Origin of the sequence: Streptomyces xanthophaeus (genome assembly GCF_000725805.1) — a bacterium.
GTDB classification, from domain to species: Bacteria; Actinomycetota; Actinomycetes; order Streptomycetales; family Streptomycetaceae; genus Streptomyces; species Streptomyces xanthophaeus.
This window is the reverse complement of record NZ_JOFT01000039.1, coordinates 53,689-67,717: the sequence shown is the minus strand read 5'-3', so window position 1 is coordinate 67,717 and position 14,029 is coordinate 53,689. Positions and strand designations below refer to the sequence as shown.

General features: G+C 72.3%; 15 protein-coding genes and 3 tRNA genes. 6 read left to right on the top strand and 12 right to left on the bottom strand.

The genetic code is table 11. The features are described from left to right. Positions 1-164: 164 nt before the first annotated feature. The 5 genes from IO30_RS0124015 to IO30_RS0123995 all read right to left on the bottom strand — a co-directional run bounded on the left by IO30_RS0124015 (position 165) and on the right by IO30_RS0123995 (position 1,677). Entirely contained in the window at positions 165-593 is a 429-nt protein-coding gene (locus tag IO30_RS0124015; RefSeq protein WP_031146034.1) for a MaoC family dehydratase, read from the bottom strand. A gap of 1 nt (position 594) precedes the next feature. After that, positions 595-1,047 (bottom strand): MaoC family dehydratase N-terminal domain-containing protein, encoded by a 453-nt coding sequence (locus tag IO30_RS0124010; RefSeq protein ID WP_031146032.1) that lies wholly within the window; start codon positions 1,045-1,047, stop codon positions 595-597. 183 nt (positions 1,048-1,230) lie between these two features. Continuing rightward, positions 1,231-1,395, bottom strand: a complete 165-nt coding sequence (gene rpmG / locus IO30_RS0124005) for a 50S ribosomal protein L33 (RefSeq protein WP_006604855.1) — start codon at positions 1,393-1,395, stop codon at positions 1,231-1,233. An 88-nt stretch (positions 1,396-1,483) separates the two neighbouring features. Then, positions 1,484-1,556 (bottom strand) — tRNA-Met (locus IO30_RS0124000). Between the two features lie 48 nt (positions 1,557-1,604). After that, a tRNA-Thr gene (locus IO30_RS0123995) sits at positions 1,605-1,677 on the bottom strand. Positions 1,678-2,026: 349 nt separating this feature from the next. Between IO30_RS0123995 and IO30_RS0123990 the strand changes: the two genes are divergently transcribed. Together IO30_RS0123990 and IO30_RS0123985 are read left to right on the top strand one after the other, a co-directional pair. Continuing rightward, entirely contained in the window at positions 2,027-3,325 is a 1,299-nt protein-coding gene (locus IO30_RS0123990) for an amidohydrolase family protein (protein WP_031146029.1), read from the top strand. A 54-nt stretch (positions 3,326-3,379) separates the two neighbouring features. Further along, the gene (locus tag IO30_RS0123985; protein WP_031146027.1) at positions 3,380-4,036 is read left to right on the top strand and encodes an SDR family oxidoreductase; all 657 of its coding nucleotides are present in this window, start codon (positions 3,380-3,382) and stop codon (positions 4,034-4,036) included. Positions 4,037-4,052: 16 nt separating this feature from the next. Here the strand turns inward: IO30_RS0123985 and IO30_RS0123980 are convergent, their stop codons facing one another. Next, positions 4,053-4,493, bottom strand: a complete 441-nt coding sequence (locus IO30_RS0123980; protein ID WP_031146025.1) for a DUF3574 domain-containing protein — start codon at positions 4,491-4,493, stop codon at positions 4,053-4,055. 108 nt (positions 4,494-4,601) lie between these two features. Beyond that, positions 4,602-4,683 (bottom strand) — tRNA-Tyr (locus IO30_RS0123975). Between the two features lie 199 nt (positions 4,684-4,882). Between IO30_RS0123975 and IO30_RS0123970 the strand changes: the two genes are divergently transcribed. The 3 genes from IO30_RS0123970 (at position 4,883) to IO30_RS0123960 (ending at position 8,253) form a co-directional block, all read left to right on the top strand. Further along, on the top strand, positions 4,883-5,371 hold the full coding sequence (locus IO30_RS0123970; RefSeq protein WP_031146023.1) for a YajQ family cyclic di-GMP-binding protein: 489 nt from the start codon (positions 4,883-4,885) through the stop codon (positions 5,369-5,371). Between the two features lie 200 nt (positions 5,372-5,571). After that, positions 5,572-6,999 carry a SulP family inorganic anion transporter gene (locus tag IO30_RS0123965; RefSeq protein WP_031146021.1) on the top strand — a complete coding sequence of 476 codons (1,428 nt, stop codon included), beginning with the start codon at positions 5,572-5,574 and terminating at the stop codon, positions 6,997-6,999. Between the two features lie 18 nt (positions 7,000-7,017). Further along, positions 7,018-8,253 carry an APC family permease gene (locus tag IO30_RS0123960; protein ID WP_031146019.1) on the top strand — a complete coding sequence of 412 codons (1,236 nt, stop codon included), beginning with the start codon at positions 7,018-7,020 and terminating at the stop codon, positions 8,251-8,253. Here the strand turns inward: IO30_RS0123960 and IO30_RS0123955 are convergent. After that, positions 8,237-8,779 (bottom strand): SMI1/KNR4 family protein, encoded by a 543-nt coding sequence (locus IO30_RS0123955; protein ID WP_031146017.1) that lies wholly within the window; start codon positions 8,777-8,779, stop codon positions 8,237-8,239. The two genes, IO30_RS0123960 and IO30_RS0123955, sit on opposite strands and share 17 nt — an antisense overlap. Positions 8,780-8,855: 76 nt before the next feature. On the opposite strand from IO30_RS0123955, the gene IO30_RS44800 reads away from it, so the two are divergent. Further along, on the top strand, positions 8,856-9,410 hold the full coding sequence (locus IO30_RS44800) for a hypothetical protein (RefSeq protein WP_157853367.1): 555 nt from the start codon (positions 8,856-8,858) through the stop codon (positions 9,408-9,410). Positions 9,411-9,479: 69 nt separating this feature from the next. Here the strand turns inward: IO30_RS44800 and IO30_RS0123945 are convergent, their stop codons facing one another. The 4 genes from IO30_RS0123945 to IO30_RS0123930 all read right to left on the bottom strand — a co-directional run bounded on the left by IO30_RS0123945 (position 9,480) and on the right by IO30_RS0123930 (position 14,017). Then, a complete protein-coding gene (locus tag IO30_RS0123945; RefSeq protein ID WP_031146015.1) occupies positions 9,480-9,872 on the bottom strand; it encodes a YccF domain-containing protein in 393 nt (130 codons plus the stop codon). Then, the gene (gene htpX, locus IO30_RS0123940; RefSeq protein ID WP_031146012.1) at positions 9,869-10,732 is read right to left on the bottom strand and encodes a zinc metalloprotease HtpX; all 864 of its coding nucleotides are present in this window, start codon (positions 10,730-10,732) and stop codon (positions 9,869-9,871) included. Before htpX ends, IO30_RS0123945 begins: the two co-directional genes overlap by 4 nt. 199 nt (positions 10,733-10,931) lie before the next feature. Further along, positions 10,932-12,467: an NADH-quinone oxidoreductase subunit N gene (locus IO30_RS0123935; RefSeq protein ID WP_031146010.1), complete on the bottom strand. Its 1,536-nt coding sequence runs from the start codon at positions 12,465-12,467 to the stop codon at positions 10,932-10,934. Beyond that, a complete protein-coding gene (locus tag IO30_RS0123930) occupies positions 12,464-14,017 on the bottom strand; it encodes a complex I subunit 4 family protein (protein ID WP_031146008.1) in 1,554 nt (517 codons plus the stop codon). The genes IO30_RS0123935 and IO30_RS0123930 overlap by 4 nt, the downstream gene beginning before the upstream one ends. Positions 14,018-14,029 lie beyond the last annotated feature (12 nt).

Below are 14,029 nucleotides of genomic sequence, written 5' to 3'. Positions count from 1 at the left end.
CGAAGGCCATCGCGAAGCGACGCGACCGCAGGGAGCGCCCTTGAGGGCCCGGCCCGACACGGAAGGACCCTGGGACTGACGGGAATCCCCCAAGACATCCCTGATACCGCCCAGCAGGCACAAGCCCCCCGAAGCCCCCCTCAGCCCCCGGCCCGAAGCCCCCCTCAGCCCAGCACGACCACCGCGCGGGACATGCCCAGGACCTTCTGGCCCGCGCTCATGGCCGTCAGGTCGACGCGGACGCGGTTGTCGTCCAGCTTCGCCGCGACCTTGGCCGTGACCTCGATCAGGCCGCCCTGGTCGTCGTTCGGGACCACCACGGGCTTGGTGAAGCGCACCCCGTACTCGGCCACCGCGCCCGGGTCGCCGACCCAGTCGGTGACCACGCGGATCGCCTCGGCCATGGTGAACATGCCGTGCGCGATGACGTCCGGCAGGCCCACCTCCTTGGCGAACTTCTCGTTCCAGTGGATCGGGTTGAAGTCACCCGAGGCGCCCGCGTACTGCACGAGCGTGGCGCGCGTCACGGGGAAGGACGCCGCCGGGAGTTCGGTGCCGACCTCTACGTCGGCGTACTTGATCTGCGCAGCCATGTCAGGCCTCCTCGGGGCCGCGGGAGACGAGCTTCGTCCACGCCGTCACCACGTGCTCGCCGGATTCGTCGTGGACCTCGCCGCGGATGTCGATGATGTCGTTGCCCGCCATCGACTTCACGGCCTCGATGGTGGAGACCACCGTGAGCCGGTCACCGGCGCGCACCGGGCGGGAGTACGCGAACTTCTGGTCGCCGTGCACCACGCGGCTGTAGTCCAACCCCAGCTGCGGGTCGGCGACCACCTGGCCGGCCGCCGCAAAAGTGATGGCGAACACGAAAGTCGGCGGTGCGATCACGTCCTGGTGGCCGAACGCCTTGGCGGCTTCGGGGTCGGTGTAGACGGGATTTGCGTCACCCACAGCAACCGCGAATTCGCGGATCTTCTCCCGGCCGACCTCGTACGGATCGGTGGGCGGGTAGCTCCGCCCCACGAAGGACTGGTCGAGCGCCATGACTCACTACCTCCTGATGAAGGGACATGAAACACACAAAGTCAGGTACAGCGGGAAGATACAAAAGCAGGGGCAATGCCCACTGCGCGGCCCCTCGGAGGCGCGTGTAGAAACGACACAAGGCCGCCCCCCAATGAAGGGGACGACCTCATGACGGTGCCTGTATACGGGACTTCGCTGGGGTCAGCGGGTCTCGCGGTGCGCGGTGTGCGAGTTGCAACGCGGGCAGTGCTTCTTCATCTCAAGACGGTCCGGGTCGTTACGCCGGTTCTTCTTGGTGATGTAGTTCCGCTCCTTGCACTCCACGCAGGCCAGCGTGATCTTCGGGCGGACGTCGGTGGCAGCCACGTGAGTGCTCCTTGACGGAAATTGGGACGGATGAACGCATACAAGAGTAGCCGACCGGGAGACCGACCCCGCAATCGGCTACTGTGTGTAGCGGCGACCGGACTTGAACCGGTGACACAGCGATTATGAGCCGCTTGCTCTACCGACTGAGCTACGCCGCTTTGATGTGATCGACTCCCCACCCGAGGGTGGGGAACCTCTCTCACCAGAGCCCCAATGCGGAATCGAACCGCAGACCTTCTCCTTACCATGGAGACGCTCTACCGACTGAGCTATTGGGGCGAGCGATGAAGACATTACACGGTTGCCTGCCGATCGCCCAAATCCTTTGCGGGGACAGGGCTCCGAGGGGGTCCTCAAGGCTTTCTTGATCAGCCCGCCGGACCCTCCGGGACGTGTTCTCGACCCAAATGTGTGCGGGCTCACACGCCCGCCGAGGGAAACGGCGCCTGCCCCGCCCCCGGGGCGCAGCCGGGAGCGCCGAGGCGCACGGGCACCACACCGGTACGACTATTGCGCTCTTCCGTGAAGCGGGGTGCGCCGCACCCTAGGCTCTGAGCACGCTGCGTGATCTTGGGCCGCGGGCCGCGGCCAAGGCCCAGGACCGCCCGAGCCACCGCAGGAGCGCGCGATGTCCGACAGCCAGCCGCAGCAGCCGTCCCACTCCCCCCGCAGCGGCCACGGCGAGGGCGGCGACCACCTGCGCGGCCCCGGCAGCCCGGCCGCCGCCGAGGCCACCACCCTGCTGCTCGCCGGGGCCAGGCTCACCGACGGCCGGACCGTCGACGTACGCCTGGGCAGCGGCCGGATCCAGGCCGTCGGGACCGCGGGCAGCCTGCCCGCCCCCGCCCTGTCCCGGGTGGACCTCAGCGGCTACCTGCTGCTCCCCGCCCCCGCCGAGCCCCACGCCCACGGGGACACCGCCCTGACCGCGGACGGGGAGGGCCCCGTCTCCTACACCCCCGACGAGGTACAGCGCCGAGCCACCGAAGCGGCCCTGCTCCAGCTGGGCCACGGTGCCACCGCCGTCCGCTCGCACGTGCGCATCGGCGACGTGCACGGCCTCGGCCCGATGGAGGCGGTGCTCCAGGCCCGCCGCTCGCTGCGCGGGCTGACCGACCTCACCGCCGTGGCCGTCCCCCGGCTGCTGACCGGGGTGGCGGGCGGCGACGGGCTGGCCATGCTGCGGGACGCGGTCAAGATGGGCGCCTCCGTGATCGGCGGCTGCCCCGACCTGGACCCCGACCCGACGGGGTTCCTCGAAGCCGTGCTGGAGCTGGCCGCGGAACACGGCTGTCCCGTGGACCTGCACACGGACGGTGACGACCCGGGCCGTCTCTCCCGTCTCGCGGCGATGGCCGGCGGGCTGCGGCCCGGCGTGACCATCGGCCCCTGCGGCGGCCTGTCGCGGCTCCCGCTGGACGTGGCGGCCCGCGCCGCCGACCAGCTCGCGGCCGCCGGCGTACGGGTGACCTGCCTGCCCCAGGGCGACTGCGCGGCCCTGGAGCGGCGCGGCCTGCGCACCGCGCCCGTACGGCTGCTGCGCTCCGCCGGGGTGCGGGTCTCGGCCGGGAGCGGCGCGCTGCGGGACGCGGGCAACCCGGTCGGCCGCGGCGACCCGCTGGAGGCCGCGTACCTGCTGGCCTCCCAGGGCGGCCTGCGGGCGGGCGAGGCGTACGACGCGGTCAGCGCCGCGGCCCGGGAGGCCATGGGCCTGCCGGAGGTCCGGGTGGAGGCCGGGTTCCCGGCGGAGCTGCTCGCCGTACGGGGGGAACGGATCGCGGGCGTGCTCTCGCTGGCGTACAGCCGGATCGTGATCCACCGGGGCCGGGTCGTAGCCAGGACGAGTGCCGTACGTGAGTACTGCGACTCGGCGGTGGCGGTGGCCCTCGACCTGCCGCGGCAGGGCCGTACGGAGGCCGGACCCTGAAGGTTCGCCGTGCGTTCGCGGGCGGGGGCGCCCGGCTCGTCGTACGGTCGGGTCATGCGCATCGTCATCGCGGGTGGACACGGTCAGATCGCGCTGCGGCTGGAGCGACTGCTCGCCGCGCGCGGGTACGAGGTCGCGGGCATCATCCGCGACCCGGCACAGGGCGACGCCCTCAGGGAGGCGGGCGCCGAGCCGGTGCTGTGCGACCTGGAGTCGGCGTCGGTGGAGCACGTGGCGGGAATCCTGCAGGGTGCGGACGTGGCGGTCTTCGCGGCCGGTGCGGGGCCCGGCAGCGGCGCCGGGCGCAAGGACACCGTGGACCGCGGTGCGGCGGTGCTCTTCTCCGACGCCGCGGAACGGGCCCGCGTGCGGCGCTTCCTGATGGTCTCTTCGATGGGCGCGGACTCCCGGCACGAGGGCGACGACGTCTTCGACGTCTACCTGCGGGCCAAGGGCGAGGCCGACGACCACGTCCGGACCCGGCTGGGCCTGGAGTGGACGGTGCTGCGCCCGGGTTCGCTGACCGACCACTCCGGTACGGGCCTGGTCCGCCTGGAGGCGGACACGGGCCGCGGTTCCGTCACGCGCGACGACGTGGCGGCGGTGCTGGCCGAGCTGGTGGACACCCCGGCGACGGCCGGGCTGACCCTGGAGCTGATCTCCGGCTCGACCCCGGTGTCGGTGGCCGTCAAGGACATGGCGGGCAACTGACGGGCCGTCGCCCGGTTCAGAACCCGGCGGTCACCTTGTCGTCGGAGCGTCCGACCGAGTCCTGCTGGTACTGGTCCTCGTACGCCTGCCGGATCCGCTCGATGCGCGTGCTGCGCTCGCCGGCGTCCTTCTCCGGGTAGAGGAGCACCACCTCGTAGGAGGTCTCGTGGACGCTCGCCCCGTCCCGGCCGCGCCATTGGCCGTACCCGTCGTGGACGGTCAGCCCCTCGGGGAAGGCGGGGGTGATCTCCCGGCCCAGGAACTTCATGAACTCGCTCTTGCCGACGGCGCCCCGGCCGTCCAGGCGCTCCGTGCCGAAGTAGAGCCGGGTCTCGCGGTAGGGCTCGCCCACTTCCGGGTGGAGGGCTGCCCCGACCAGGGCCGGGATGCCGGCGCCGAGCAGGGCGAGCAGAACTCCGCCCCCGACCTTCCCTCGTGTGTCAGATGTCCATTTCACGCCAGGTGAACGAACGGACGACGCCGACGATGCGGGCATATGCGCGGGCATATGCGAGAAGACCCCCGCTCACTGCGTTTCCGCAGTTGAACGGGGGCCTCACTCGCGTGGCGGCGCCAGGATTCGAACCTGGGTAGGCAGAGCCGACGGATTTACAGTCCGTTCCCATTGGCCACTCGGGCACACCGCCATGGGATGCTGCCGGTTTTCCGCCTTTCGGCGGTGCTCTGCGGCAACGACGTAAACGATACCCGATCCACGGGGGTGCTTCGCCACCGGATTGATCAGCGCCCCCGGCGGGCGCGGTGGCTAGGCTTTGCCGAGCGGCCCGGGCCCGTCCGGCCGCGCCCTCCGGGGCCTTCACCACCGACTTCAAGGAGCCACAGCACATGGCCGACTCCAGTTTCGACATCGTCTCGAAGGTCGAGCGGCAGGAGGTCGACAACGCCCTCAACCAGGCCGCCAAGGAGCTCTCGCAGCGCTACGACTTCAAGGGCACGGGCGCCACGATCGCCTGGTCCGGCGAGAAGATCCTGATGGAGGCGAACTCCGAGGAGCGCGTCAAGGCCGTCCTCGACGTCTTCGAGACCAAGCTGGTCAAGCGCGGGATCTCGCTCAAGGCGCTCGACGCCGGCGAGCCGCAGCTGTCCGGCAAGGAGTACAAGATCTTCGCCACGATCGAGGAGGGCATCTCCCAGGAGAACGCCAAGAAGGTCGCGAAGATCATCCGGGACGAGGGCCCCAAGGGTGTCAAGGCGCAGGTCCAGGGCGAGGAGCTGCGCGTCAGCTCCAAGAGCCGTGACGACCTGCAGGCCATCCAGGCGCTCCTGAAGGGCAAGGACCTGGACTTCGCGATCCAGTTCGTGAACTACCGCTGACCCAGGTCCGCGAGCTGCCCCACGCCGGCCCGGCGGTCCTCACCGACCGCCGGGCCGCGGCGCTTTCAGGGGGGTGCAGAGGTGTGTGCGGGGCGTGAGCGGCGCGTGCGCCTGCACGGGCTTCGGTGGGCACTTGGGCAGGGGTCGGTGCGCCCACCACGCTGGGTGGCATCCATCACCGCGTGGCAGGGGGTTCTCGCATGCCTGGGGCCGGCACGTTTCGCGAAGACTTCGGGGCGTCCGTCGTCGTCGCGCTGGTCGCGCTACCCCTCTGTGTGGGGGTGGCCGTCGCCTCCGGGGTGCCGGCCGAACTGGGGATCGTCACGGGGGTGATCGGCGGGCTGGTCACCGGATGGTTCCGCGGGAGCTCGCTCCAGGTGAGCGGTCCCGCGGCGGGGCTGACCGTGCTCGTCTACGAGGCGGTGACGGCCTACGGTCTGCCCGCGTTCGGGGTGATGGTGCTGGCCGCCGGGCTGGTGCAGATGGGCATGGGGGCGCTGCGGCTCGGGCGCTGGTTCCGGGCGATCTCGCTGGCGGTGGTGCACGGGATGCTGGCCGGCATCGGGCTGGTGCTGATCACCGGGCAGCTGTACGCGCTGGCCGGACGGCCCGCTCCCGGACCGACTCCGGCCAAGCTGGCCGGGCTGGCGCAGCTCGGCTCCCAGGCCGACTGGGCGGCCGTGGCCCTCGGGGCGGGGACGATCGCCCTGATGGTGGCCTGGCGCCGCATGCCGGCACGGCTGAGGGTCGTGCCCGGGGCGCTGGTCGGGGTGGCGGCCGCCACCGCCGTGGCCGCACTGCTGCGGCTGCCCGTCGACAGGGTCCGGGTGACGGGCGTGCTCCAGGCGGTTTCCCTGCCCGCCTGGGAGGACTTCGGGATGCTGGCCTCCGCCGGGGCCGTCGGCACGGTGCTGGCGCTGGCACTGATCGCCTCCGCCGAGACCCTGTTCAGCGCCGCGGCGGTGGACCGGATGCACGAGGGGAAGCGGACGCACTACGACCGGGAACTCGTGGCCCAGGGCGTCGGGAACACGGTGTGCGGGCTGCTCGGGGCGCTGCCGATGACCGCCGTGATCGTGCGCAGCGCCGCGAACGTGGAGGCCGGGGCGCGTACCCGGGCGTCCCGGGTGATGCACGGCGGCTGGCTGCTGCTGTTCGCGGTGGCCTTCCCCCAGGTACTGGAGGTCGTGCCGCTCGCCGCGCTGGCCGGCGTACTGCTGCACGCGGGCTGGAAGCTGCTGCCGGGCCGGGCGGTGGCCGCGCTGTGGCGCTCGCACCGGGGCGAGGCGGTGGTGCTGGTGGCCACGGCGGGCGCGATCGTGGCCACGAGTCTCTTCGAGGGGGTGCTGCTCGGGCTGGGGCTGGCCGTCGCCAAGGCTGCCTGGGAGACCTCTCACGTGCACGTCGAGGAGGTCTGGGAGGACGGGGAGCTGTCCGTACGGGTCGTGGGGAACGCCAGTTTCCTGAGGCTGCCCCGGCTCCTGGACGCCCTGGAGGCGCTGCCGCACGGGCAGCCGGTGCGGCTCGACCTGAGCGGGCTGCGCCATCTGGACCACGCCTGCCTGACGGCCCTGGAGGGCTGGGAGCGCAAGCGGGCCCCGCTGCCCGGCCGCGAAGGCGTCGTCTAGGGCGTCTAGCCTGCGGGCGTGGAACACGGTCTGAAGCGCACCCTGGGCGTGTCCGACGCCGTCGTCGTCGGCCTCGGCGCGATGGTCGGTGCCGGGATCTTCGCCGCCCTCGCCCCGGCGGCGCGCGCGGCGGGCGGCGCCCTGCTGGCGGCCCTGGCGCTGGCGGCCGTCGTCGCCTACTGCAACGCGCACTCCTCGGCGCGGCTCGCGGCCCGCTACCCGTCCTCGGGCGGCACCTACGTCTACGGGCGCGAGCGGCTCGGCCCCTTCTGGGGGCATCTGGCGGGCTGGGCCTTCGTGATCGGCAAGACCGCCTCCTGCGCCGCGATGGCGCTCACCGTCGGCGCGTACGTGCTGCCCGGGCAGGAGCACGCGGTGGCCGTCGCGGCGGTGGTGGCACTGACCGCCGCGAGCTACGGCGGGGTACAGAAGTCGGCCCGGCTGGCCCGGCTGATCGTGGCGGCGGTCCTGGCGGTGCTGGCCGCGGTGGTGGTGGGGTGTCTGGGCTCCGGCGAGGCCGACGCCGGGCGCCTGGGCGGCGCGGACTGGGCCCCCTGGGGTGTGTTGCAGGGCGCAGGGCTGCTGTTCTTCGCCTTCGCGGGGTACGCCCGGATCACCACCCTGGGCGAGGAGGTGCGCGACCCGGAGCGCACCATCCCGCGGGCGGTGCCGCTGGCGTTGGGGATCGCGCTGCTGGTGTACGCCGCCGTGGCGGTGGCGACCTTGTCGGTGCTGGGCGCCGAGGGGCTGGCCCGGTCGGCGGCCCCGCTCGCCGACGCGGTCCGGGCGGCGGGGCTGCCCGGACTGGTCCCGGTCGTCCGGGTGGGCGCGGCCCTGGCCGCGCTGGGTTCGCTGCTCGCCCTGGTCCTCGGGGTCTCGCGGACCGTGCTGGCGATGGCCCGGGACGGCCATTTCCCCCGCGCGCTGGCCGCCGTGCATCCGCGACGCCAGGTGCCGCACCACGCGGAGCTGGCCGTGGGTGCGGTGGTGGCCGTGCTCGCGGCCACTGCCGATCTGCGGGGGGCGATCGGCTTCTCGTCCTTCGGAGTGCTCGTCTACTACGCGATCGCGAACGCTTCGGCCTGGACTCTCGGTTCAGTTCTCAAGGGGCGGGCCGTGGCAGCGGTCGGGCTGTCCGGCTGTGTGGTGCTGGCCTGCGCGCTGCCCCTCGCGTCGGCGGTCACGGGGGCTGCGGTGCTGGCGGCGGGGGCGCTGGCCTATGGGATCCGGGCGCGGCTCAGATCCGGGATCTGAACTCGGCCCAGGGCGCCAGGTCCAGTCCGTCCAGGTCGTCCGGGCCGCCCTCAGCCCCCTCCTCGGAGCCCTCGCAGTGCCAGGCGGTGCCGTCGAGCCAGTGGCGCAGCCAGTCGGCCAGGCTCGGGCTGTCGAGGTACCAGGCGAGCTCCGGGTCCCCCGGATTCGGGTCGAACAGCAGGACCTGGGCGGTTTCGGAACGGCTGTCCACGCAGGCGTACATGCCGCAGCCGAAGTCGGCGACCGGCAGTACGCCCTCGGGCCAGCGCCAGGCGGAGGACCTCATCCGCCCGTACTCCTCGGCGACCTGACGCAGCGGCAGCAGACCGTACCCGGGGCCGAAGCCGCCGTCCCCCACGCGGCGGTGCAGCGCGGCGAGCAGCGGGGGCAGGGGGAAGCCGAGTATGCGCTCGGCCTCGGTCCGCGCGCCCGCCTCCAGCGGCGCCGGCAGGCACTCCCCCTGTGCGCGTGCGGAGTTGCGCACGCGGTCCGCGACTTGCTCCAGCAACTGCTCGGTCCTGTCCATGCACCGATGGTGACCGACCCCACTGACAATCGCCCTGACCTGGGCAGGCGCACCCGTCGCGCACTACGCTGCGGCCATGGCCTCACCCTCCCGCCGCCGACGCGTGCCCGCCATAGCCCTGGCCGTGGCCGTGGCCGCCGCCCTGATCGCCGCCGTGGCCGTATGGCTGTCCCAGGACCCGGCGCCGCAGGGCGACTTCGTGGCGGACCCGCCTGCCTGTTCGCTGGTGGAGCCCGCGACGGCCGAGCGGCTGACCGGGCGGGCGGAGGGGGTGCAGGTGAAGTCGTCCTGCAACTGGGCGGGGCCGGGCTCCGGCGACCCGCAGCCGGTCCTGCAGGTGCAGGTGATCCGGCTGGACGAGCGGGAGGCGCGGCTCACGATGCAGCGCACCCAGGAGGAGCCGCAGGGGAAGATGGGGCCGATGGTCACGGACCTGTCGGACTTCGGCGACGAGGCCTTCTCCCGCGTCCGGTATCCGAGTTCGAGCCGGATGACCCATGAGGTCTACATCCGGGAGAGCAATCTGGTGGTCGTGGTCCGCTACGCCCCGCACGACTTCGAGAACGCCTCCCAGGGCGCCTACGACGTGGCCACGGAGGCCTCGGCCGCGCTCGGCAAGGGCCTGAAGTGACGGCCGCGGGCCCGCGCGGGCGACGCCCGGGCCCGCGTACGCGGCTCAGCGCGCGGCTCAGCGCGCCGCTCAGCGCGCGGCGAACGGCGCGTCCGTCGGGACGATCTCGCGGCCCAGCGGGAGCAGGGACAGCGGGACCATCTTGAAGTTGGCGATGCCGAAGGGGATCCCGATGATCGTGATGCACAGGGCGATGCCGGTGACGATGTGGCTCAGGGCGAGCCACCAGCCCGCCAGGACCAGCCACAGGACGTTGCCGATGCAGGAGGGCGCACCGGCGTCCCTGCGCTCGACCGTGGTGTAGCCGAACGGCCAGAGGGCGTAGACCGCGATGCGGAAGGCGGCTATCCCGAAGGGGATGCCGATGATGGTGATGCACAGGATCAGACCCGCGAGGCAGTAGCCCAGGAACAGCCAGATGCCGCTGAGTACGAGCCAGATGACGTTCAGGATGGTCTTCACTGCCTGCGACCTGCCATCTGTTCGAGCCGGGCGATCCGCTCGGCCATCGGGGGGTGTGTGGAGAACATTCTGGAAAGCCCTTCGCCCGGACGGAACGGGTTGGCGATCATCATGTGGCTGGCGGTCTCCAGCCGGGGTTCGGCGGGCAGCGGCAGCTGTTTGACGCCGGCGTCCAGCTTGCGCAGCGCGCTGGCCAGGGCGAGCGGGTCCCCGGTGAGCTGCGCGCCGGAGGCGTCCGCCTCGTACTCGCGCGAGCGGCTGATGGCGAGCTGGATCACGGAGGCGGCCAGCGGGCCGAGGATCATGATGAGCAGCATGCCGAGGAGGCCGGGGCCCTCGTCGTCGTTCGATCGGCCGATCGGGATCAGCCAGGCGAAGTTCACCAGGAACATGATCACGGAGGCGAGTGCTCCGGCGACCGACGAGATCAGGATGTCGCGGTTGTAGACGTGGCTGAGCTCGTGGCCGATGACTCCGCGCAGCTCGCGCTCGTCGAGGATGCGCAGGATGCCTTCGGTGCAGCAGACCGCCGCGTTGCGCGGGTTGCGGCCGGTGGCGAAGGCGTTGGGCGCCTCGGTCGGTGAGATGTACAGCCGGGGCATGGGCTGGCGCGCGGACGTGGAGAGCTCGCGCACCATGCGGTAGAGCTCGGGGGCTTCGAACTCGCTGACGGGGCGGGCGCGCATCGCGCGTAGAGCCAGCTTGTCGCTGTTCCAGTACGCGTACGCATTCGTCCCGAGGGCGATGAGGACGGCGACGATGAGGCCGGTCCGTCCGAAGAAGCTGCCGATGACGATGATGAGTGCGGACAGACCGCCGAGGAGTACGGCGGTCTTGAGCCCGTTGTGCCGGCGGTGCACGGTACGCCCTCCTAGTGGTGCGGCAGGGGGACCCCGTCCAGGTCTGGGGATCTGCGGGTCTACGGTCCAGTGGACGCTCCCTTCCTGGTCAACGCGAGGTGAGGGCGTCTGGTTCCCAGGGCGCACGGGGCCGCCGCCCCGGCGGCCGGGGCCGGGGGGCGGCGGCGGGCGTTACTCCGTACGGGTTACGGCGGGCCGGCTACAGCGGGAAGAGGGAGCCCGTGGCGAAGCGCAGGACGAGCTGCGGGGCGCCCGAGAGGAGCAGGGCGAGGGCCGCGGTGAGCGCGATGGCGGCGGTGACCGGCCAGGGGGCCTTCGCGGGGGCCGCGGCCGGGGCGTCGGCGGTCTCCGGGGTCCGGAAGAGCAGCGCGGTCCAGCGCAGGTAGTAGTACAGGCCCATGGCCACGTTGACGGCCATGACCACGGCGAGCCAGCCCAGGCCCGCGTCGACCGCGGAGCGGAAGACGGTGACCTTGGCGAAGAGGCCGATGATGCCCGGGGGCAGGCCGGCCAGGCAGAGCAGGAAGAAGGCCAGCGAGAGCGCGGCGAGGGGGCGCTCGGCGTACAGGCCGCGGTAGTCGCTGATCCGCTGGAGCGGCTTGGTACGGGAGACCAGCGCGGCCACGGCGAAGGCGCCGAGGTTCACGACGGCGTACATCAGGGCGTAGGCGACGGTGGCGCCGATCTGGTCCCGGTCGGCGTAGGCGGCCGCGGCGATCGGGACCAGCAGGTATCCGGCCTGACCGACCGAGGACCAGGCGAGCAGCCGTACGGCGCTGTTCGGGCGGTCGGCGGACTGGCGCAGGGCGGCGGCGTTGCCCAGGGTCATGGTGAGGGCCGCGAGGACGGCCAGGGCCGGGCCCCAGATGCCGGAGTACGCCGGGAAGGCGATCACCGTGACGAGGATCAGGCCGGTGAAACCGACGGCCTTGCCGATCACCGAGAGGTATCCGGCGACGGGCAGGGGCGCGCCGACGTAGGTGTCGGGGACCCAGAAGTGGAAGGGGACGGCCGCGGTCTTGAAGGCGAAGCCGACGAGGGTGAGCGCGACCCCGGCCATGGCGAGGGTGTCGAGCTGTCCGGGGACGGTTTCGAGGCGGTCGGCGACCTGGGTGAGGTGCAGGGAGCCGGTGGCCGCGTAGACGAAGCTGACGCCCAGCAGCGACACGGCGGTGGCGGTGACGGAGGACAGGAAGAACTTGAGTGCGGCCTCGGAGGAGAGCCGGTCGCCGCGGCGCATGCCGACGAGGGCGAAGGCGGGCAGCGAGGCCACCTCCAGGGCGACGATCAGGGTGGCGAGGTCGCGGGAGGCGGGCAGCAGGGCGGCGCCCGCGGCGGAGGACAGCAGCAGGAACCAGTACTCACCGGCCGGCATCCGCGCGTCGCGGACGGCGGTGACCGAGAGCAGGGCGGTGACCAGGGCGCCGGCGAGGACCAGGAACTGGACGACGAGCGCGAAGTGGTCGGCGGTGTAGCTGCAGGCGGCCGGGTCGCCGGTGAGGCAGAAGGTGCTGCGGTCGCCGGCCCGCAGCGGCAGCAGGGTGGCGGTGGCGGCGGCCAGCCCGGCCACGGAGATCCAGCCGAGCACCGGCTTGCGGCGCTCCGGCAGGAACAGGTCGGCGACGAGTACGGCCAGGCCGACGGCGGCGGTGATGACGACGGGCGCGATGGCGAGCCAGTCGACGGACTGGACGAGGCTGGGGGTCTCGGCGGCGAGGACCGCGAGGGCCGTCATGAGTTGCCTCCTGCGAGGAGCTTCTGGACGGCCGGGTCGGTGAGGCCGAGGAGGACCGCGGGCCACAGGCCGGCGAGGACGGTGAGGGCGGCGAGCGGGGTCCAGGCGGCGAACTCGTAGCGCTGGACGTCCGCGACGGTGAGCTCGGGGCCGGCCTTCGGGTCGCCCATGCAGACGCGGCGCACGACGATCAGCAGGTAGGCGGCGGTGAGGAGGGTGCCGAACGCGCCGATGGCCATGAAGGTGAGGAACGCGGGGCGGGACAGGCCCTCCGCCGGGTCGAAGGCGCCGAACAGGGCCAGCATCTCGCCCCAGAACCCGGCGAGGCCGGGCAGGCCGAGCGAGGCGACGGCGGCGAAGGCGAGGAGGGCGCCGAGGCGGGGGGCGCGGCCGTACAGGGCGCCGCCGGTGGCCCCGGCGAGGGTGTCGAGGTCGGCGGTGCCGTAGCGGTCCTTGAGGGCGCCGACGAGGAAGAAGAGGAGGCCGGTGATCAGGCCGTGGGCGATGTTCGCGAACAGTGCGCCGTTGACTCCGGTGGGGGTCATGGAGGCGATGCCGAGGAGCACGAAGCCCATGTGGCCGACGGAGGAGTACGCGATGAGGCGCTTGAGGTCGCCCTTGCTGCCCTTGCGGGCCAGGGCGAGGCAGGCGAGCGATCCGTAGACGATGCCGACGGCCGCGAAGGCGCCGAGGTACGGGGCGAAGGTGTGCATGCCGTCGGGGGTGACGGGGAGCAGGATGCGGACGAACCCGTACGTGCCCATCTTGAGCAGGACGCCGGCCAGCAGGACGGATCCGACGGTGGGCGCGGCGGTGTGGGCGTCGGGCAGCCAGCTGTGCAGCGGCCACATCGGGGTCTTCACGGCGAGGCCGATGCCGATGGCGAGGACGGCCAGGACCTGGGTGGTGTGCGTGAGTCCGCGGCCGTTGTCGGAGGCGAGTGCCACCATGTCGAAGGTGCCGGCGTTCAGTCCGATCAGCAGGAAGCCGAGCAGCATGACGACGGAGCCGAGCAGGGTGTAGAGGATGAACTTCCAGGCGGCGGCCTGCCGCTGGGCACCGCCCCAGCGGGCGATGAGGAAGTACATCGGGATGAGGACCATCTCGAAGGCGAGGAAGAAGAGCAGCAGGTCGAGGACGGCGAAGGTGGCGAGGGTGCCGGACTCCAGGACGAGCAGCAGTGCCACGAAGGCCTTCGGGGAGGGGCCTTCGGGGAGCTTGAAGTAGCTGTAGAGCGCACAGAGGAAGAACAGCAGCGCGGTCATCAGGAGGAGGGGGAGCGAGATGCCGTCGATGCCGAGGTGGATCCGGACGTCCAGGGCCGGGATCCAGCTGATGTCCGTCGTCGCCTGGAAGCGGGACGGGGCGTCGTGGTCGAAGCCCAGGGTGAGGGCGATCGCCCCGGCGAGGATCACGCCGGTCACGGTCACGCCGTGGCGCAGGACGGCCTGTTCGGGGTTCTTGCCCTTGAGGCCGGGCGGGGCCGGCAGGAGGGCCGCCACGGCGCCGAGGAGCGGTGCGGCCACGACGAACGCCAGGAGGAACTGCATCACGGACGGGCT